A 19,163-nucleotide genomic window follows, 5' to 3' on the forward strand; every position below is an offset into this window, starting at 1 on the left:
AAAAAAAAAGCGTCCCAAGTGGACGCTTTTTTTGTGCGTTCGATTCGATTACTTCAGAACAACAGTGCCTTTCATCATCGAGATGTGGCCAGGGAACGAGCAGAAGAAACCGTACTTCTCGGCAGCATCGAGCTTCGATACGTCGAAGGTCACCGAGTCGGTTTCCTTGGCGCCGATGATTTTGGTGTGGGCGATGATGCGCGCGTCACCTTCCGGCAGGTAGTTCTTATCGATGCCTGCAGCCAGGCCTGCGGTGGCGATCGGCTGCATATCAGCCTCTTTACTCAGCACCCAGTTATGGCCCATGACGTTTTTCGGCAGGCTGCCGGAGTGTTTCAGCTCCACGGTGAACGTCTTGCAGCTCTTGTCGATGCTGATTTCCTTGGTATCGAAGGACATCTGGTCAGTCGAGTCGACAGTGACCTTGCACTCGGCAGCCATCAATTGGCTGCTGGCCAGTGTCAGCAGGGATACCGCAACAAGTTTGGCAAACATGGTGAATCTCCAAGGCAGGGTTAACAAAAGTGCGAATGGACAGAAGACTGCCTGAAAACTTCGCAAGTTCCTATGACCTGAATCAAAAATTGTATACAACTTTCGGGCTATGACACCTATCGAAACAATCTACCAGCCAGACGTCTGGGGCGGCCCTATCATCAGCTCGTCCTCACCCATCTGGAGCGTCAGTCATGTCCCTTAACAGCCTGTTGCGCAGTTTGCTCGCCGCTTACGCCTGTGGCGCCAGCGGAACCTTTGAAACACCTGAACGCGAAGTGTAGACCTTGGAACGACGCGTGCCTGCCTTTACTCTGTGACCATCCTGACCATGGAGTAAGGCATGTCTTTAGCGTCCGTTTGTGTATTTTGCGGTGCCAGCACTGGCACCAACCCGGCTTATCGTGAAGCGGCTGTCGCCTTGGGGCGAGCATTGGCCGAGCGTAAGCTGACCCTGGTCTATGGCGGCGGCGCCGTCGGGCTGATGGGTATCGTCGCCGATGCTGCGCTGGCGGCCGGCGGTGAAGTGATCGGGATCATCCCGCAAAGCCTCAAAGACAAGGAAATCGGCCACAGTGGCCTGACTCGTCTGGAAGTGGTCGACGGCATGCACGCACGCAAGGCGCGGATGGCCGAGCTCAGCGACGCCTTTATCGCCCTGCCCGGCGGCCTGGGCACGCTGGAAGAACTGTTCGAAGTCTGGACCTGGGGCCAGCTCGGCTACCACGGCAAACCGCTGGGGCTGCTGGAAGTGAACGGTTTCTACAGCAAGTTGACGTCTTTTCTCGATCATATCGTCGGCGAAGGCTTCGTTCGCGAACCGCACCGTGACATGCTGCAAGTGAGCGAATCGCCGCAAACCCTCCTTGATGAGCTGGATGCCTGGCAGCCGACAGTGGTGCCAAAGTGGATCGAGCAAAAACCCAGCTAACGGCTGGGCATCGATACAGGGCAGAATACGCGCCGCTCAACCTCACCTTCGACCCCAGAGGATCGCCCATGGCTAAACCCAATTATTCCTTCGCCAAACGTCAGAGAGACTTGGCCAAGGAGCAGAAGAAAGAGGAAAAGCTTCAGCGCAAGAAAGCTACAGCTGAAGAAGAAGCCGCCGCACTGAACCCGGATGCAGAAGGTGAAGTGGCCGCAGAAGACGCTGTTGAAGCACCGAAAGATCAGGCGCCCGACGCCTGAGACCCTCAGGGCCCGATGATCTGATCAGGCCCACCGGATCTGTGTCCAGGGTCAGCAGTTCCTTTGCTGACCCTCACAGTCCCCTCTGAATTACTTTCCAAAAAACACTGCATATCCCCCTGTGGGAGCGGGCTTGCTCGCGAAAGCGGTGTATCAGCTAAATAAGTATCGACTGACACTCCGTCTTCGCGAGCAAGCCCGCTCCCACAGTGGATCGTGGTCACTCCAGTGGCATTACGGTGACGCGGACTTCCGGGTCATGATTACCGCCTCCCAAAATCACCCCGCGCAACGGCGATACATCGGAAAAATCCCGGCCCCAGGCCAAGGTGATGTGTTCCAGCGCCGGCTGCACGTTGTTGGTCGGGTCGAAATCCACCCAACCGAGCACCGGACAAAACACCGAAACCCAGGCATGTGACGCATCGGCGCCGATCAGTCGCGGCTGGCCCGGTGGTGGCTGGGTCAGCAGGTAGCCGCTGATGTACCGCGCCGCCAAACCGCGCGAGCGCACGCAGGCGAGCATCAGGTGAGCAAAGTCCTGACAAACACCGCGCCGGCGCTCCAGCACTTCCACCAGCGGCGTCGCCACTTGGGTCGCCTCGGCATCGAAGGTGAACTCGCTGAAGATCTTCTCCATCAGCGCCTGTACACCCAACAGCAGCGGCCGACCCGATGGAAAACAGCTTTCGGAAAACTCGACGAAGTTGCGCTTCAAATGCACGTAGGGCGATTCGAACCGGTAACGACACGCTTCCAGCAATTCGGGGGAAAGCGGCTGACTGCTGTAGGTCAGCGCGTTGCGGGTTTCTTCCCACGCGGGGGATTGATTGAAATCCAGCGCAGGCCGGGCCAGCACTTCGACGGTGAGCCGGGCGTTGACCAGCAATTCATCATGCGGCCGCTCGAACGCCAACCGGGTCAGCGGATTACCGAACACATCCAGTTCATCGCGACGCGACGTCGGATCGGGACTGATCTGCAGTTGTTGCTCGGTGCAGCGCTGCCAGGCACACGACCGCGGCCACAGGTGCGCAAGCTGCTGAGCCAGAGAGACCGGGCTGTCGTAGTGATAATGGGTGTCGTGGAGAATCTGGTAATGGGCGCTCATCAGACGGACACCGTGCGCTGGCTGACGTCATCGACGTGGGCGAAGTGGCGCAGGGCCAGACGATCCGACACTTGCCCGCTGGCGTCGGCGATCTCTTGCAACAGGTCGGCCAGCCCCTCAATGGCGGCCCGAACGCTGACTTCACCGAACAGAGAATTCTCCAGGCATCCCAGATCGAACTGTGCCAAGCGTTCCACCAACTGCGGCAACCCCGCTTCGCGAGGCACGCCGAAGTCGTCATTCAAGCGTTTCAAGGTGCGAGTCACCAGTTTCAACTGAAACAGCACGGCGTGGGGGTTCTGCTCGTCGAGCAGCAACAGGTCAAGCACCGGAATCAGTTGCGCCACCGCCAGATACCGCGAACGGTAAGTGATGCTGCTGTTGCCCAGCTCCAGCAGCCACTCCAGCCCGGCCTGATCGAAAGCACCGGCACCGCGCAGAAATGCCGCCAGGCTGGCGCTGAGAAATTGTAGGCGTTCGATCCGGCGGCCGATCATCAGGAAGCGCCAGCCTTCGTCCCGGGTCATGTCGTCGAGGGCGAAACCGGATAATGCCGCCAGGGACATCACCAGACGGTTGAGGAAATCCAGCAATTCGCCGAAGTCTGGCGCTTCGGCTTCCAGTTCCATGGCTTCGCGCTGCAGCTCCACCAGCGCTTGCCAGTTTTCCCGCGAGAGCTTGCCGCGCACCTGCGAGGCGGCCCACTGCAAACGTTGCAGGTTGGAGCGCAGGCTGAACGACCAGTCATCGCCGAGCAATGCCGCCAGCAAACGCTCCGGCAACTCGCCTTCATCGGGCAACAACATCAACCGTTCGCCCAGATCGACCGCCGCCTCAAGGGCTTGCGGGTCATCGCCATCGACATACCGCGCCAGCATGATTCGCAGCAGCCGCGCGCTGTCATCACAGCGTTCGCAATAACGGCCGAACCAGAACAGGTTTTCCACCACCCGCGACGGCAGGTACGGATCACGCCTTACCAGGTCGTGCACACCGATCGTACGCTGGGTTTTCCATTGCTCACCGCTCGGCGGGCGATCGCCCAATACCCAGGTGTCTTTGCTCGCGCCACCGCGCTGCATCGACACCACTTCGGCGTCAGCCTCGGCGGCAACCCGGGTAAGGCCGCCGGGCAACACCCGATAGCCCTCATGGCTGGCCACCGCGTACACGCGCATGCCAATGGCCCGAGGTTGCAGATGACCGTCTTCAGCCTGCCAGATCGGTGCTTGAGAGAGTTGAGCCAATTCTTGCGCGACATAGGCGTAAGGCCGGGCCTGCATGCGCTCAGCCAGTTCCTGACGCTGTTTTTCACTCAAATCGCGGCCAAATACCGGAGCAAAGCTCTGTGACGGGAAAGCCGGTTTGATCAACAACTCCGGCAGTTTTTCCAGGGCCTGAGCCAGCACCGGCGCTTCACCGCACCACCAGGTCGCGATGGAGGGCAGGATCAACTCTTCACCGAACAGGAATTGATTGATCCTCGGCAGGAAGCCCAACAACCCCGGCGACTCAAGCACGCCGCTGCCGAGGGCGTTGGCCACCAGCACCCGACCTCGGCGTACCGCTTCCAGCAATCCCGGCACGCCAAGGGCCGAGTCAGTGCGCAGCTCCAGCGGATCGCAGAAGTCATCGTCGAGCCGCCGCATGATCGCGTGGACCCGGCGCAATCCGCTCAGGGTTTTCAGGTAGACCGTAGCGTCGCGCACCGTCAGGTCGCCGCCCTCCACCAGTGGGTAACCGAGCTGGCGCGCCAAATAGAGGTGTTCGAAATAGCTTTCGTTGAAACGTCCCGGCGTCAGTAGCACGATCAGCGGCGCTTCATCATCACTCGGCGCCTGACGTGCCAGGGTTTCCTGAAGCGTGCGGAAGAACCCAGCCAAATGATGCACTTTCAAATCGCGGTACAGCTCGGGAAAGGCACGCGACACGATGGTGCGGTTTTCCAGCGCATAACCGGCGCCGGACGGCGCTTGCGTCCGATCCGCCGTGACCCACCAGCGACCGTCAGGCGTACGCGCCAGATCCACGGCGTACAGATGCAGAAAAGCCCCGTCGGGTGGCGTAATGCCCTGACAAGGCCAGAGGAAATTGTTGTGACCGAAAACCAGCTCGGCAGGCAGCAGTCCCTCAGCGATTAACCGTTGCGGGCCGTACAAATCTGCCAGCACAGCATTGAGCAAGCGTGCCCGCTGAGCGATTCCAGCCGATAACTGCTGCCATTCATCAGCCGCAATCACGTGCGGCAGCAGATCAAGTTCCCAAGGTCGATCCGCCCCCTTGGGATCGGCGTAGACGTTATAGGTCACGCCATTTTCCTGGATCTGCCGGGTCAGCAGCGCCTGACGCTGCACCAATTGCGTTGGTGTGCTGCGTTGCAATTGGTCGAACAACCGACGCCAGTGCGGGCGCACCGCGCCGCTGTCGTCGAGCAGTTCGTGATAAGTGCCCGCCGTCAGCGGGTAGCGGTCAAGCAGGTCAGGCATGGAAAGCTCGGCAGACAGCAAAGAACGGTCAGACTAACGCAGGCTCATGACGCCCGGATATACGAAAAGTCCGAGCGTCGCGTACGGTTTAGAAACGTCGTAAATCGAGAGTCATCGGTAGCTCGTCGTTAATTTCCATATTGGGTATAGGAAGTTTCCCCGGCGTATGTCCGATGCGGAAAAAACGCGCCATTCGACGGCTCTCCGCCTCATTGGCGTTCACCGGCAAGCTGTCGTAGTTGCGCCCGCCAGGATGGGCGACGTGGTACTGACAACCACCCAGCGAGCGCTGCATCCAGGTGTCGAGCAGGTCGAACACCAACGGTGCGTGGACCGGGATGGTCGGTTGCAGGCAGTTGGCTGGTTGCCAGGCACGAAATCGTACGCCGGCCACAAATTCGCCAACCCGTCCGGTGGGTTGCAATGGCACCGCAATGCCGTTGCAGGTCAGCACGTAACGCTGTGGTGGCAGGCCCGTGAGTTTGACCTGCAAGCGTTCCAGCGACGAATCCACGTAACGCACCGTGCCGCCGACTGCGCCCTCCTCGCCCAGCACATGCCAGGGCTCCAGCGCCTGGCGCAATTGCAGCCCGATCCCGCTGACCGCGTAATCGCCGACCTTGGGGAAACGAAACTCCAGATGCGCCGCAAACCACTCGGCGCGCACGGGATAACCGGCGGCATTGAGGTCGACGATGACGTCGGCGAAATCCTGTTCGATAAAGTGTGGCAACAGGAATCGGTCGTGCAGTTCCGTGCCCCAACGCGCCAGTTTCGGCGGCGCATAAGGTTCGCGCCAGAACCGCGCCACCAGCGCCCGCAGCAACAACTGTTGAGCCAGGCTCATGCGCGCATGGGGCGGCATTTCAAAGGCGCGCAATTCGAGCAACCCCAGACGCCCCGTCGCGCCATCCGGTGAATAAAGCTTGTCGATGCAGAACTCGGCACGGTGCGTGTTGCCGGTCACGTCGATCAGCAGGTTGCGCAGCAGCCGATCCACCAGCCACGGCGCGCACTCTTCACCCGGTTCAGGCATCTGGGCAAAGGCGATTTCCAGTTCATACAACGCATCATTGCGCGCTTCATCAACCCGTGGCGCCTGAGACGTCGGGCCGATGAATAGTCCCGAAAACAGGTAGGACAAGGACGGGTGGTTATGCCAGTAGCTGATCAGGCTGCGCAGCAAATCGGGGCGGCGTAGAAACGGTGAGTCAGCCGGAGTCGCGCCCCCCAGTACGAAATGGTTACCGCCGCCGGTGCCGGTGTGCCGGCCATCGATCATGAATTTCTCGGTGGTCAGTCGAGTCTGGCGCGCTTCTTCGTAAAGAAATTCGGTGCGCTCGACCAGTTCATCCCATGTGGCGGACGGCTGCACGTTGACCTCGATCACACCCGGATCGGGCGTGATCCGGAAGTTGCTCAGGCGCGGATCGCTCGGCGGTTCATAGCCTTCCAGCAACACCGGGCAATGCAATTCCTCGGCGGTGGCCTCGATGGCGCTGACCAGTTCCAGATAATCCTCGACCCGCTCCAGCGGCGGCATGAACAGGTACAACCGCCCTTCTCGTGCTTCCGCGCAGAACGCCGTGCGGGTCAGCCAGTCAGCGGATTCGTCGATCTTTGGCGTGCGCTCATCAGCAACCGCAGGCTCGCCTTGGCTCTGAAGTTGCGCAGTGTCGGGCAGTGCAGGGAAATCCTGATTCGGGTCCACAGGATGAATGAACGGATACTCCGCCGCTTTCACCCAAGGCTGCGAGCCGAGCGGCAAGCGATAGCCCAGCGGCGAATCCCCCGGCACCAGTCGGCAATGCTCATCGCGCAGATACCAGCGGCCGCTTTGCCACTGATCACCCTTCGCGGTGCGCGCCAGCGGCAGGACCTGACCGATGACCTTGTCCAGCCCCTGGCTGAAGACTTTGCGCAGGCGCGCACGTTCCAGCGGCTCTTCAAGACGCGAGTCTTCGGCGCTGACATTCTGCGGCAAAGTGCCTTCGCGCCAGAGGTAATAGAAATTGTCTTCGTAGGCCGGAAACACAAAACGTGTCGGAATTTTCAGGCGTTCGGCGACACTCGCCAGAAAGCGTCCGGCCAACTCGCCATTGGCACCGTAGTCTTGCTGCTCATCGGCAATCAGCGCGCTGTTGTGCCAGATCGGTACATCGTCGCGGCGCCAGTAGCAGTTCAGCGACCAGCGCGGCAATTGCTCGCCGGGGTACCACTTGCCCTGACCGAAATGCACCAGACCTTTGGGCGCGTAGTGCTTGCGCATGCGTTGGAACAGTTCGGCGGACAGACGCCGCTTGTCCGGCCCGAGCGCAGCGGTGTTCCATTCGGCGCCGTCCGGATCGTCGATGGACACAAACGTCGGTTCGCCGCCCATGGTCAGGCGTACGTCACCCTCCAACAGGTCGGCATCGATCTGCCGACCCAACGCCTGGATCGCCAGCCACTGGTCTTCGCTGTAGGGCTTTGTTACCCGTGGTGCTTCCCAAATCCGCTCCACCGACATTTCGTGGGTGAATTCGCACTCGCACGGTTCAACCAAGCCACTGATCGGTGCCGCAGAGCCCGGATCGGGGCTACAGGCCAACGGAATGTGTCCTTCACCGGCAAACAGCCCTGAGGTCGCGTCCAGGCCGATCCAGCCGGCACCGGGCAAATAGACCTCGCACCAGGCGTGCAGGTCGGTGAAGTCCACGTCCGTGCCCGACGGGCCGTCGAGGCTTTTGACGTCGGCGGTCAGTTGAATCAGGTAGCCGGAGACGAAACGCGCCGCCAGACCTAGGTTGCGCAACAGCTGCACCAGCAACCACGCAGAGTCGCGGCAGGAACCGGAGGCATGTTCCAAGGTGTGTTCGGGCGTTTGCACACCTGGCTCCATGCGGATCAGGTAGCCAATGTCTTCGCTCAGGCGCTGGTTGAGTGCGACGAGGAAATCGACGCTGGGCAGTGGTGTGCGGTCGATGCCATCCAGATACGCCTTGAACTTTGGCGTCAGGGGCAAGGTTTCCAGGTACGGCGCCAGCTCTTTGCGCTCATCCGCGGCGTAGGCGAACGGAATCTTTTCCGCGTAGGGTTCAAGGAAGAAGTCGAACGGATTGAAGACCGCCATCTCTGCCAGCAGATCGACTTCGATCCGCAGCTCATCGGTTTTTTCCGGGAACACCAACCGCGCCAGGTAATTGCCCTGGGGGTCCTGCTGCCAGTTGATGAAGTGCTGCTCGGGCGAGACTTTCAGCGCGTAAGAAAGTATTCGCGTGCGACTGTGGGCGGCCGGGCGCAGGCGAACGATCTGCGGACCGAGCTCGACGGCGCGGTCGTAGCGGTAATGCGTGACGTGGTGCAATGCGACATGAATCGACACGGCGTGCCTCCTGCGAGCCTTAAGCGTATTGGAAAGCGCGCAAGACTTATGCCATCCAGCAGCGCTGGCGCTTTCTCCGTTTGCTTGAGGCAGTACAGCACCAAAATCGGGCGATGCGGGAATTTGGTTTGGGGCAGTTGCACGGAAATGTTGCGACCGGGAGTCATAAGCCGGGTTTTGCAGTGGCTGTTCCGGCCTCATCGCGAGCAGGCTCGCTCCCACAGGGTATTTCTGAGGATGCAGAATTTGTGAACGACAGAGATCACTGTGGGAGCGAGCCTGCTCGCGATGAGGCCAGTTGCCGCAACCTACCTTCCGGAATTAACACAGGTTTTTGCTCTGCCAGAACGCAAAACGCCAACCCGAAGGTTGGCGTTCTGTTCAGCTCAAGCGAAGTTTAGCGCGGTACAACCGGCTTACGCGCAGGCTTGGGCCCTTTGCCTTTGGCCGCGTCCTTGCGATCCTTGGCCGCCTGCTGGTTGCGGGCGAACGCAGCAGCCTTGGCCTGTTCACGCTTGTCCCACGGATTGCCGCCATCACTGGCGCGCGGTGGCAAGCCCGTGTGCTGGGTCAGGATCTTGGTGGTCTTTTCCTGAGCAACTTTGTGGCTGCCAGCCGGCGTCGAGTTCTTGCGACGGGCGCTCTGGTAGCTGTCGGTTGCCGGCTGATGCAGCGGGATCAACTGGGTCTTGCCCGGCCCGATCAGGTCGGCGCGGCCCATGCGGGTCAACGCCTCACGCAGCATCGGCCAGCCTTTCGGGTCGTGATAACGCAAGAACGCTTTGTGCAGACGACGCTGCTCTTCGCTCTTGACGATGGTCACGGCGTCACTCTTGTAAGTGACTTTGCGCAACGGGTTCTTGCCCGAGTGGTACATCGCGGTGGCGGTGGCCATCGGCGACGGGTAGAACGCTTGCACCTGGTCGGCACGGAAGCCGTTGCCCTTGAGCCACAGGGCCAGGTTCATCATGTCTTCGTCGGTGGTGCCCGGGTGGGCAGCGATGAAGTACGGAATCAGGTACTGCTCTTTCCCGGCTTCCTTGGAGTACTTCTCGAACATGCGCTTGAACTTGTCATAGCTGCCGATGCCCGGTTTCATCATCTGATTGAGCGGACCTTCCTCGGTGTGTTCCGGGGCGATCTTCAGGTAACCACCGACGTGGTGGGTCACCAGCTCTTTGACGTATTCCGGCGACTCGACGGCGAGGTCGTAGCGCAGGCCGGAAGCGATCAGGATCTTCTTCACACCCGGCAAGGCACGGGCGCTGCGGTACAGCTGAATCAGCGACGAGTGATCGGTGTTCAGGTTCGGGCAGATGCCCGGGAACACGCACGAAGGCTTGCGGCACGCGGATTCGATTTCCGGGGTCTTGCAGGCGATGCGGTACATGTTCGCGGTCGGGCCGCCGAGGTCGGAAATGACGCCGGTGAAGCCGGGGACCTTGTCGCGAATCTCTTCGATTTCGCGAATGATCGACTCTTCGGAACGGTTCTGGATGATCCGGCCTTCGTGCTCGGTGATCGAGCAGAAGGTGCAGCCGCCGAAGCAGCCACGCATGATGTTCACCGAGAAGCGGATCATGTCGTAGGCAGGGATTTTTTCCTTGCCGTACGCCGGGTGCGGAATGCGCGCATAGGGCATGCCGAACACGTAGTCCATTTCTTCGGTGGTCATCGGAATTGGAGGCGGGTTGAACCAGACGTCGACTTCGCCGTGCTTCTGCACCAGCGCACGGGCGTTGCCCGGGTTGGTTTCCAGGTGAAGCACGCGGTTGGCGTGAGCATACAGAACCGCGTCACCGCGGACTTTCTCAACCGATGGCAGACGAATCACGGTCTTGTCGCGAGTCATCTTCGGGCTCGCCAGGATCTGCACGACCTTGGCTTCGCTCGGGTCTTCAACCGGGCCCTTTTCCTGCTCGATGGCGCAGGCTTGGGTGTCCTGGGTGTTGACGTACGGGTTGATGATCTTGTCGATCTTGCCCGGACGGTCGATGCGCGTGGAATCGACTTCGTACCAGTCTTTCGGGGTGTCGCGACGGATGAACGCGGTACCGCGCACGTCGGTGATGTCTTCGATCTTGTGACCGTAGGACAGACGCTGGGCGACTTCGACGATCGCACGCTCGGCGTTGCCGTAGAGCAGGATGTCGGCGCAGGCGTCGATCAGGATCGAGTTGCGAACCCGGTCCTGCCAGTAATCGTAGTGGGCGATGCGGCGCAGGGAAGCTTCGATGCCACCGAGAACGATCGGCACGTTCTTGTAGGCTTCCTTGCAACGCTGGCTGTAAACCAGGCTCGCGCGGTCCGGACGTTTGCCCGCCATGCCACCAGGGGTGTAGGCGTCATCGGAGCGGATTTTTTTGTCGGCGGTGTAGCGGTTGATCATCGAGTCCATGTTGCCGGCCGCGACGCCGAAGAACAGGTTCGGCTCGCCGAGCTTCATGAAGTCGTCTTTGGACTGCCAGTTTGGCTGGGCAATGATCCCGACGCGGAAGCCTTGCGACTCCAGCAGCCGGCCGATGATTGCCATGCCGAACGACGGATGGTCAACGTACGCATCACCGGTGACGATGATGATGTCGCATGAATCCCAGCCAAGCTGATCCATCTCCTCCCTGCTCATCGGCAGGAATGGCGCTGGACCGAAACATTCGGCCCAGTACTTGGGATAGTCAAATAACGGCTTGGCTGTTTGCATGACGATGACCGGTGTTGAGATGAAAAATCGCGGGCGCGGAATATAGCACAAAAAATAACCAATTCCGACCGCTATGGTCGGAAATGTCGAAGGCTCTTTGCCCAAAGCCCCAGGGGCAAAGCATAACCCCTGTGGCGAGGGGGCTTGTCGGAACGCCGCACCGCCCCGTTCGGCTGCGAAGCAGTCGCAAAACCTGAGCACTTGTTTCAACTGGATAATTAACTGGGGGCTGCTTCGCAGCCGAACGGGGCGGTGCGGCGTTCCGACAAGCCCCCTCGCCACAAAAGCCCCTCGCCACAGGTTACTCGTCGTCGAAGTTGTAGCTGCCCGGCGCCAGGTTTTCGAAGCGGGTGTATTTACCGATGAACGCCAGTCGTGACGTACCGATCGGGCCGTTCCGCTGCTTGCCGATGATGATCTCGGCGATGCCCTTGTGCTCGGTTTCCGGGTGATACACCTCGTCCCGGTACACGAACATGATCACGTCGGCATCCTGCTCGATCGCTCCGGATTCCCGGAGGTCGGAGTTGATCGGGCGCTTGTTCGGTCGCTGCTCCAGGGAACGGTTGAGCTGGGACAGCGCCACCACCGGGCAGTTGAATTCCTTGGCCAGGGCTTTCAAGGAACGGGAGATCTCGGAAATCTCGTTGGTCCGGTTGTCACCGCCAGAACCCGGGATCTGCATCAATTGCAGGTAGTCGATCATGATCAGCGCGACATCGCCGTGTTCACGCACCAGACGCCGGGTCCGTGCGCGCATTTCCGACGGGCTGATACCAGCCGTATCGTCAATGAACAGCTTGCGATCGTTGAGCAAGTTGACCGCCGATGTCAGGCGCGGCCAATCGTCGTCTTCCAGGCGACCGGCACGAACCTTGGTCTGATCGATCCGGCCGAGGGACGACAACATACGCATGATCAGCGATTCGCCTGGCATCTCCAGCGAGTAGACCAATACGCATTTGTCGCTGCGCAGCACGGCGTTTTCCACCAGGTTCATCGCAAAGGTGGTTTTACCCATGGATGGACGGCCGGCGACGATGATCAGGTCAGACGGTTGCAGGCCGCTGGTCATGCCGTCGAGATCGGTATAACCGGTGGACAGGCCGGTAATGGCGTTGTCCGTGTTGAACAAGGTGTCGATGCGGTCGATGGCCTTGGTCAGCAGGTCATTCACGCTCACCGGGCCGCCGGTTTTTGGCCGGGCCTCGGCGATCTGGAAAATCTGCCGTTCGGCTTCGTCGAGAATCTCTTCAGCCGAGCGGCCTTCCGGGTTGAAGGCGCTGTCGGCGATTTCGGTGGCGATGCCGATCAACTGCCGCAACGTCGCCCGTGCACGGACGATCTGGGCATAAGCCTTGATGTTGGCGACAGACGGCGTGTTTTTTGCCAGTTCGCCAAGGTATCCGAGGCCGCCGACTTGCGAGGTCTGACCCTCCTTGTCCAATTGCTCGGCAAGGGTCACGACGTCGATCGGCGAGTTCTGGTCAGCGAGCTTGGCGATCGCACGGAAGATCAGGCGGTGGTCATGTCGATAGAAATCGCCGTCCGACACTTGATCAAGCACGCGTTCCCAGGCGTTGTTGTCCAGCATCAAACCACCGAGCACAGCCTGTTCGGCCTCGATGGAATGTGGCGGCACCTTCAGGGCAGCAGTTTGCAGATCGTATTGCTCGGGAGCGGAGATATCGTTCATGGCCACTTGGAATTAGATGTGAAAATCAGGAACTGCAGAAAGACAAAGGGCACGACCTGTAAACAGGATCGTGCCCGATGTTACCGGCAAGCACCCGAGGGTGCCAGCCGACAAGTGCTGCTTAAGCTGCTACCACGACAACGCGTACGGTGGCTTCAACTTCGGCGTGCAGGTGCACGGCTACGTCGAATTCGCCTACGTTGCGGATAGTGCCGTTCGGCAGACGAACTTCGCTTTTTGCAACTTCAACGCCAGAGGCGGTCAGTGCATCAGCGATGTCGTGAGTACCGATCGAACCGAACAGCTTGCCTTCGTCGCCAGCGGTGGCAGTGATAGTCACTTCCAGCTCAGCCAGTTGGGCAGCGCGGTTTTCAGCCGAAGTTTTACGATCTGCTGCGGCTTTTTCCAGCTCAGCACGACGCTCTTCGAACGCAGCCAGGTTGGCAGCGGTCGCAGCGGTAGCTTTGCCGTAAGGCAGCAGGTAGTTACGACCGTAACCAGCCTTAACGTTCACTTTGTCACCCAGGTTGCCCAGGTTGGTGACTTTTTCCAGAAGGATCAGTTGCATGTGAAAATCCTCTTAACTTTTAACCTTCACCGTTCGCGCTATCGACGTCTTTCGGCGTCGAACGACCGCGAAAATCAATCAGGCTGTCGACGATGGCCAAGACCACCAGCAACGGATAGATCAGCTGCATGAACAGCAACAGCGTGACGTACAACCCCACCAGCCAGAACCTGGCCAGTCGCTTTTGCGCCACCAGCCCATGAATCAGGGCCAGCCCGGCGAACACCAGCGGTACACTGCACAACGGCGTCAACATGGCCATCTGCGGACCGATATTCGGCCCCAGAAGCATGAACGCCAGCAGTAACATCGCCAGCCCCAGCGGGAATCGGATGGCGCGAAACTCGCGACCAAAACCACCCGGGTTGTACAACAACGCCTGCCAGTAGCGCCCGACAAGCAGGCTCAGCACACTGACGATTTGCAACAAGGCCGCAATCAGGCCGGTCAGGACCGGTGCGATCAGGGACGCAAAATGCGCTTGCTCGTCTACCGACAACTTCTGGTAGACATCACCGAGTAGCGACGGCATGACTTTTATCAAAGCCTGCGCCAGCATCTCGATTTGGGGACCAAAAGCCGTCCCCAGCACCACTGAAAACACCACTCCCATCGCTATGCTGACCAGCAGCACGCGGTTCCAGGATTCGCTTGCGCGCAAAACCAACGCAAGGCTCCAAGACCCCAGCAGCACCAGAAGTGCCCGTGGGTCATCGGAGTAAAGCCACCAGATCAACGCCGGCAGCAGTCCCAGAGCAAGAACGCCCAGGGCGTCCTTCAATCCGCGCCGCAGGAGCACAAGGCAACCAGCGGCAGCACCCAACCAATACAACAACGGCAATATTGCGCATCCGGCCACTACGAGAGTGGCCTGCATACGGCCGCGCATGATGAACTCAGCTATGGCACGCATGCTTTCAATCCTTTGCTACGTGTCGACTGCCCGGTCTCAGCGGCCGTGGCTGTCGGTGTAGGCCAGCAGGGCCAGGAAGCGGGCGCGCTTGATAGCGGTGGCCAGCTGACGCTGATAACGTGCTTTGGTACCGGTGATGCGGCTTGGAACGATTTTGCCGGTCTCGGATACATAAGCTTTCAGAGTGTTGAGATCTTTGTAATCGATCTCTTTCACGTCTTCAGCGGTGAAGCGGCAGAATTTACGACGACGGAAGAAACGTGCCATGTAATAGGCTCCTCAAAAGGTCCGTGGATTACTCGTCAGCGTTATCGCTGTTGTCGCTGTCATCACTGTCAGCGCTTTCAGCGCCTTCGTGCTCAGGACGGTCGCGACGCTCACGGCGCTCACTGCGGTTTTCTTCAGCCTTGAGCATCTCGGATTGGCCGGTAACGGCTTCTTCGCGACGGATGACCAGGTTACGGATCACTGCATCGTTGTAGCGGAAGTTGTCTTCCAGCTCGGCCAGGGCCTTGCCAGTGCATTCAACGTTCAGCATCACGTAGTGAGCCTTGTGAACATTGTTGATTGCGTAGGCCAGTTGACGACGGCCCCAATCTTCCAGACGGTGGATTTTGCCGCCGTCTTCTTCGATCAGCTTGGTGTAACGCTCTACCATGCCGCCGACTTGCTCGCTTTGATCCGGGTGGACCAAAAAGATGATTTCGTAATGACGCATGAATGCTCCTTACGGGTTGTAGCCTGCCGCTCAAAAGCGGTCAGACAAGGAGTGAATGACACTTATGGACTTGCTTGCGATAGACACATGCGTGCCTGCCGCCACAGCAAGGGGCGCAATTGTAGAGAAGGGACAGAAGAGGTGCAAGGCAATTGGTGATTATTTGAACAGTTCGTTCACTAACCAATTTCTGCCTCACCACAAACCACTGTAGGAGCAAAGCTTGCTCGCGATGAGGGTGCAACATTCAACATTGATGCTGAATGTTACACCGCTATCGCGAGCAAGCTTTGCTCCTACAGACGGCAGAGTGTCAGGACTTTTTGGTGGCAGCCTTGACGCTGCGCTGGCGCTGGGCTTCAAACAGGCAGACGCCGGTCGCCACGGAAACGTTGAGGCTGCTGACGCTACCCGCCATCGGCAGGTGCACCAGGTAGTCGCAAAGATCGCGAGTCAGGCGACGCATGCCGCTGCCTTCAGCACCCATGATCAGGATGGTCGGGCCGGTCATGTCGTGCTGATACAGACTCTGTTCAGCCTCGCCCGCCGTACCGACAACCCACAAGCCACGCTGCTTGAGCTTTTCCAGGGTGCGCGCCAGATTGGTCACCGCAACCAACGGAATCACTTCCGCCGCGCCGCAAGCCACTTTACGTACCGTCGGGGTCAACGTCGCCGACTTGTCCTTCGGAACGATCACCGCCAGCGCACCGGCCGCATCGGCCGAACGCAGGCAAGCGCCGAGGTTGTGCGGATCGGTCACGCCGTCGAGCACCAGCAACAACGGCGCGCCTTCGGTGCGATCGAGCAGCTCGTCGAGCATTGCTTCACCCCAGACCTGGCTCGGACTCACGTCCGCCACCACGCCCTGGTGCACGCCTTCAACCCAGGCATCCAGCTCACGACGCTCGGCGTTGCCGACGGCCACACGATTTTCACTAGCCAGTTCGATCAGCGTCTGAACCCGCGGATCACTGCGGCCTTCGGCCAGCCAGATCTGCTTGACGCGTTTTGGGTGGTGACGCAGCAACGCTTCTACAGCGTGCACGCCGTAGATCTTTTCCAGACTCATGACTTGACCTTCGGTTTACGCGCCCCGCCGCTTTTGGCGGCTGGAGCAGAACCCGCTTTTGGCGGGCCTTTACGGTGTTTGCTCGGTTTGGCTGGCTTGCCGCCGGGAGCCTTGTCAGGCGCCGACCGTCCGGTCTTTCCCCCAGACGCCGCTTTACCGCCGCTTTTCGCTTCAGACAACAACGCCTGCTTCAGCTCACGACTTTTGCGCAATTCGGCATTTTTCGCCGCAGCATCGCTCGGGCGATAGGCCTCTACAGCTTTTTCCTTGGCAGGACGACGACCGGTTTTCGCCGGGGCCGGTTCTGCAGCCGTTTTGGTAGCTGGAGCAGCGGTTTCAGTCCCGCGCTTCTTGCGACCGATCGGCGCGCTGATGGTCTTTTCAGCCATCTCGAAGTCGATCTTGCGCTCGTCGAGGTCGACGCGCATGACGCGTACTTCAACGGTATCGCCAAGACGGAAGCTGCGACCGGTACGCTCACCGGCCAGGCGGTGGTGCACAGGATCAAAGTGGTAGTAATCGCCCGGCAGCGCGGTGACGTGCACCAGGCCTTCGACGTAGATATCGGTCAGCTCGACGAACAGGCCAAAACCGGTCACTGCAGTGATCACACCCGGGAACGACTCGCCCACACGGTCTTTCATGAACTCGCACTTGAGCCAGTTCACGACGTCGCGGGTCGCTTCGTCAGCACGGCGCTCGCTCATCGAGCACTGCTCGCCGAGCTGCTCCAGGATCGCTTCGTCGTACGGGTAGATGCGCGCTTTCGGAATGGTCATCGCGCCAGCACGGCGAACGTGCGGGGTGTCCATTTTCGAATGGATGACGCTACGAATCGCCCGGTGCGTGAGCAAGTCCGGGTAGCGACGGATCGGCGAGGTGAAGTGGGTATAGGCTTCGTAATTCAGGCCGAAGTGGCCCTGGTTATCGGCGCTGTACACCGCCTGGCTCAACGAACGCAGCATAACGGTCTGGATCAGATGGAAATCCGGACGATCCTTGATGCTCGCCAGCAATGCCTGGTAATCCTTCGGCGACGGGCCGTCCTTGCCTTTGTGCAGGGACAGGCCGAGCTCGCCAAGGAAAGCGCGCAGTTTTTCCAGACGCTCCGGTGGCGGGCCATCGTGGACGCGGTACAGCGCTGGGATTTCGTGCTTTTTCAGGAATTCGGCGGTGGCCACGTTGGCCGCCAGCATGCATTCCTCGATCAGTTTGTGGGCATCGTTACGAACGGTCGGACGGATTTCGGCAATCTTGCGCTCGGTCCCGAAGATGATCCGGGTTTCCTGCGTTTCGAAATCGATCGCGCCACGCACGTGACGAGCGGCCAGCAGCACTTTGTACAATGCGTAAAGCTGCTTGAGGTGCGGCAGAACGTCGTTGTACTCACCACGGAGCTGACGCGCCTCGGTGAGTTTCGGCGTTTCCAGCATCGCGCTGACTTTGTTGTAGGTCAGGCGAGCGTGGGAGTGAATCACCGCTTCATAGAAGCAGTAGTCGGTCATCTCGCCGGATTTGGAGATGGTCATCTCGCAAACCATGGCCAGACGATCGACGTGTGGATTCAGCGAGCACAGGCCGTTGGACAGCTGCTCAGGCAACATCGGCACGACGCGCTCGGGGAAGTACACCGAGTTGCCGCGAACCTGGGACTCATTGTCCAGCGCCGAACCGATTTTCACGTAGCTGGAAACGTCGGCAATCGCCACGTACAACTTCCAGCCGCCGGAGAACAGGCGCAGCTTGCCCGGCTTGGCTTCGCAATAGACCGCATCATCGAAGTCGCGCGCATCTTCACCGTCGATGGTCACGAACGGCAGATGGCGCAGGTCGATGCGCTTCTCTTTGTCTTTTTCTTCGACTTCAGGCTTGAGCTTGGCGGCTTCTTTCAGCACAGCCTCAGGCCAGACGTGAGGAATGTCGTACGTGCGCAGGGCAACGTCGATTTCCATGCCCGGCGCCATGTAGTTACCCACGACCTCAACCACATCGCCTTGCGGCTGGAAGCGTGGCGTCGGCCAGTGAGTGATCTTCACTTCGACGAACTGACCGATCTGGGCGTTGGCGTTACGGCCCGGCGTCACCAGCACTTCTTGCTGGATCTTCGGATTGTCCGCAACGACGAAACCAATACCGCCCTCTTCGAAGTAACGACCAACGATGGTCTCGTGGGCACGGGACACCACTTCGACGATCATGCCTTCGCGGCGACCGCGACGGTCGAGGCCGGAAACACGGGCCAGGGCACGATCGCCATCGAACACCAGACGCATTTGCGCCGGGCTCATGAACAGGTCGTCACTGCCGTCGTCCGGGACCAGGAAGCCGAAGCCGTCACGGTGACCGCTGATGCGGCCCAGGATCAGGTCGAGCTTGTCCACCGGCGCATAGGTGCCGCGACGGGTATAGATGAGTTGAGCGTCGCGCTCCATGGCGCGCAGGCGGCGGCGCAGGGCTTCGATCTGGTCTTCTGTCGTCAGACCAAACTCTTCGACCAGCTGCTCGCGGTTAGCAGGCGAACCCCGATCAGCAAGGTGCTGAAGGATCAGTTCGCGGCTAGGAATAGGGTTTTCATATTTTTCCGCTTCACGAGCGGCCTCGGGATCGAGGGACTGCCAATCGGCCATTAGAGAGTTTTCACCTTGTCTATATGCGGGTTAGTTTGGCATAGGCGTAATGAAACGGGAAATTTCAGGCTATGAGAGCCCATCTAAAGCCCTTTATCGACCGCGCGAAGCTGAATTAAATGCCACTTGTAAAATTTTCCAGGTTTTTTCGACTTCAGGGGTTTACAGTTAAAAAGACGCTCCGTATAGTGCGCGCCATCGACGACGCAGACGCATTGTCG

14 protein-coding genes are annotated in these 19,163 nt (G+C 59.7%); 2 read left to right on the forward strand and 12 right to left on the reverse strand.

Annotated features, from left to right (window positions below; translation table 11 throughout):
* Positions 1-48: 48 nt before the first annotated feature.
* Positions 49-495: an azurin gene (azu, locus tag PMI27_RS28805; RefSeq protein WP_008157028.1), complete on the reverse strand. Its 447-nt coding sequence runs from the start codon at positions 493-495 to the stop codon at positions 49-51.
* Between the two features lie 343 nt (positions 496-838).
* Between azu and PMI27_RS28800 the strand changes: the two genes are divergently transcribed.
* Together PMI27_RS28800 and PMI27_RS28795 are read left to right on the forward strand one after the other, a co-directional pair.
* Positions 839-1,426 (forward strand): TIGR00730 family Rossman fold protein, encoded by a 588-nt coding sequence (locus PMI27_RS28800; RefSeq protein ID WP_008157022.1) that lies wholly within the window; start codon positions 839-841, stop codon positions 1,424-1,426.
* Positions 1,427-1,494: 68 nt separating this feature from the next.
* Positions 1,495-1,686: a hypothetical protein gene (locus tag PMI27_RS28795; protein ID WP_008157021.1), complete on the forward strand. Its 192-nt coding sequence runs from the start codon at positions 1,495-1,497 to the stop codon at positions 1,684-1,686.
* 220 nt (positions 1,687-1,906) lie between these two features.
* Here PMI27_RS28795 and PMI27_RS28790 read toward each other — a convergent pair whose 3' ends face one another.
* From PMI27_RS28790 to rnr, 11 genes are all read right to left on the reverse strand, one after another.
* Entirely contained in the window at positions 1,907-2,797 is an 891-nt protein-coding gene (locus tag PMI27_RS28790; RefSeq protein WP_008157020.1) for a transglutaminase family protein, read from the reverse strand.
* Positions 2,797-5,283, reverse strand: coding sequence for a circularly permuted type 2 ATP-grasp protein (locus PMI27_RS28785; RefSeq protein ID WP_008157018.1), 2,487 nt, complete (start codon positions 5,281-5,283; stop codon positions 2,797-2,799). Before PMI27_RS28785 ends, PMI27_RS28790 begins: the two co-directional genes overlap by 1 nt.
* Positions 5,284-5,371: 88 nt before the next feature.
* On the reverse strand, positions 5,372-8,647 hold the full coding sequence (locus tag PMI27_RS28780; RefSeq protein WP_008157016.1) for a transglutaminase family protein: 3,276 nt from the start codon (positions 8,645-8,647) through the stop codon (positions 5,372-5,374).
* Positions 8,648-9,044: 397 nt separating this feature from the next.
* On the reverse strand, positions 9,045-11,348 hold the full coding sequence (locus PMI27_RS28775) for a YgiQ family radical SAM protein (RefSeq protein ID WP_008157011.1): 2,304 nt from the start codon (positions 11,346-11,348) through the stop codon (positions 9,045-9,047).
* A 301-nt stretch (positions 11,349-11,649) separates the two neighbouring features.
* Positions 11,650-13,044: a replicative DNA helicase gene (gene dnaB, locus PMI27_RS28770; RefSeq protein WP_008157008.1), complete on the reverse strand. Its 1,395-nt coding sequence runs from the start codon at positions 13,042-13,044 to the stop codon at positions 11,650-11,652.
* Positions 13,045-13,165: 121 nt separating this feature from the next.
* Entirely contained in the window at positions 13,166-13,612 is a 447-nt protein-coding gene (gene rplI / locus PMI27_RS28765) for a 50S ribosomal protein L9 (protein WP_008157007.1), read from the reverse strand.
* A 19-nt stretch (positions 13,613-13,631) separates the two neighbouring features.
* Positions 13,632-14,525, reverse strand: coding sequence for a hypothetical protein (locus PMI27_RS28760; RefSeq protein WP_008157005.1), 894 nt, complete (start codon positions 14,523-14,525; stop codon positions 13,632-13,634).
* Positions 14,526-14,561: 36 nt separating this feature from the next.
* Complete coding sequence (rpsR, locus tag PMI27_RS28755; RefSeq protein ID WP_002551829.1) at positions 14,562-14,792, reverse strand: 30S ribosomal protein S18; 231 nt, start codon at positions 14,790-14,792, stop codon at positions 14,562-14,564.
* Positions 14,793-14,820: 28 nt separating this feature from the next.
* Positions 14,821-15,243 (reverse strand): 30S ribosomal protein S6, encoded by a 423-nt coding sequence (gene rpsF, locus PMI27_RS28750; protein ID WP_003217491.1) that lies wholly within the window; start codon positions 15,241-15,243, stop codon positions 14,821-14,823.
* A gap of 313 nt (positions 15,244-15,556) precedes the next feature.
* Entirely contained in the window at positions 15,557-16,315 is a 759-nt protein-coding gene (gene rlmB / locus PMI27_RS28745; RefSeq protein WP_008156998.1) for a 23S rRNA (guanosine(2251)-2'-O)-methyltransferase RlmB, read from the reverse strand.
* Positions 16,312-18,942 carry a ribonuclease R gene (gene rnr, locus PMI27_RS28740; RefSeq protein WP_008156995.1) on the reverse strand — a complete coding sequence of 877 codons (2,631 nt, stop codon included), beginning with the start codon at positions 18,940-18,942 and terminating at the stop codon, positions 16,312-16,314. The genes rlmB and rnr overlap by 4 nt, the downstream gene beginning before the upstream one ends.
* Positions 18,943-19,163: the final 221 nt, after the last annotated feature.

It is taken from the genome of Pseudomonas sp. GM41(2012), assembly GCF_000282315.2.
In the GTDB taxonomy this organism is placed as follows: domain Bacteria; phylum Pseudomonadota; class Gammaproteobacteria; order Pseudomonadales; family Pseudomonadaceae; genus Aquipseudomonas.

Bases quoted from the DNA above. Each gene is read 5' to 3' on its own strand.
- PMI27_RS28775 (WP_008157011.1), bottom strand. From the start codon at position 11,348: ATGCAAACAGCCAAGCCGTTATTTGACTATCCCAAGTACTGGGCCGAA.
- rpsF (WP_003217491.1), bottom strand. From the start codon at position 15,243: ATGCGTCATTACGAAATCATCTTTTTGGTCCACCCGGATCAAAGCGAG.
- rpsR (WP_002551829.1), bottom strand. From the start codon at position 14,792: ATGGCACGTTTCTTCCGTCGTCGTAAATTCTGCCGCTTCACCGCTGAA.
- PMI27_RS28785 (WP_008157018.1), bottom strand. From the start codon at position 5,283: ATGCCTGACCTGCTTGACCGCTACCCGCTGACGGCGGGCACTTATCAC.
- PMI27_RS28800 (WP_008157022.1), top strand. From the start codon at position 839: ATGTCTTTAGCGTCCGTTTGTGTATTTTGCGGTGCCAGCACTGGCACC.
- rplI (WP_008157007.1), bottom strand. From the start codon at position 13,612: ATGCAACTGATCCTTCTGGAAAAAGTCACCAACCTGGGCAACCTGGGT.
- azu (WP_008157028.1), bottom strand. From the start codon at position 495: ATGTTTGCCAAACTTGTTGCGGTATCCCTGCTGACACTGGCCAGCAGC.
- PMI27_RS28795 (WP_008157021.1), top strand. From the start codon at position 1,495: ATGGCTAAACCCAATTATTCCTTCGCCAAACGTCAGAGAGACTTGGCC.
- PMI27_RS28790 (WP_008157020.1), bottom strand. From the start codon at position 2,797: ATGAGCGCCCATTACCAGATTCTCCACGACACCCATTATCACTACGAC.
- rlmB (WP_008156998.1), bottom strand. From the start codon at position 16,315: ATGAGTCTGGAAAAGATCTACGGCGTGCACGCTGTAGAAGCGTTGCTG.
- PMI27_RS28760 (WP_008157005.1), bottom strand. From the start codon at position 14,525: ATGCGTGCCATAGCTGAGTTCATCATGCGCGGCCGTATGCAGGCCACT.
- dnaB (WP_008157008.1), bottom strand. From the start codon at position 13,044: ATGAACGATATCTCCGCTCCCGAGCAATACGATCTGCAAACTGCTGCC.
- rnr (WP_008156995.1), bottom strand. From the start codon at position 18,942: ATGGCCGATTGGCAGTCCCTCGATCCCGAGGCCGCTCGTGAAGCGGAA.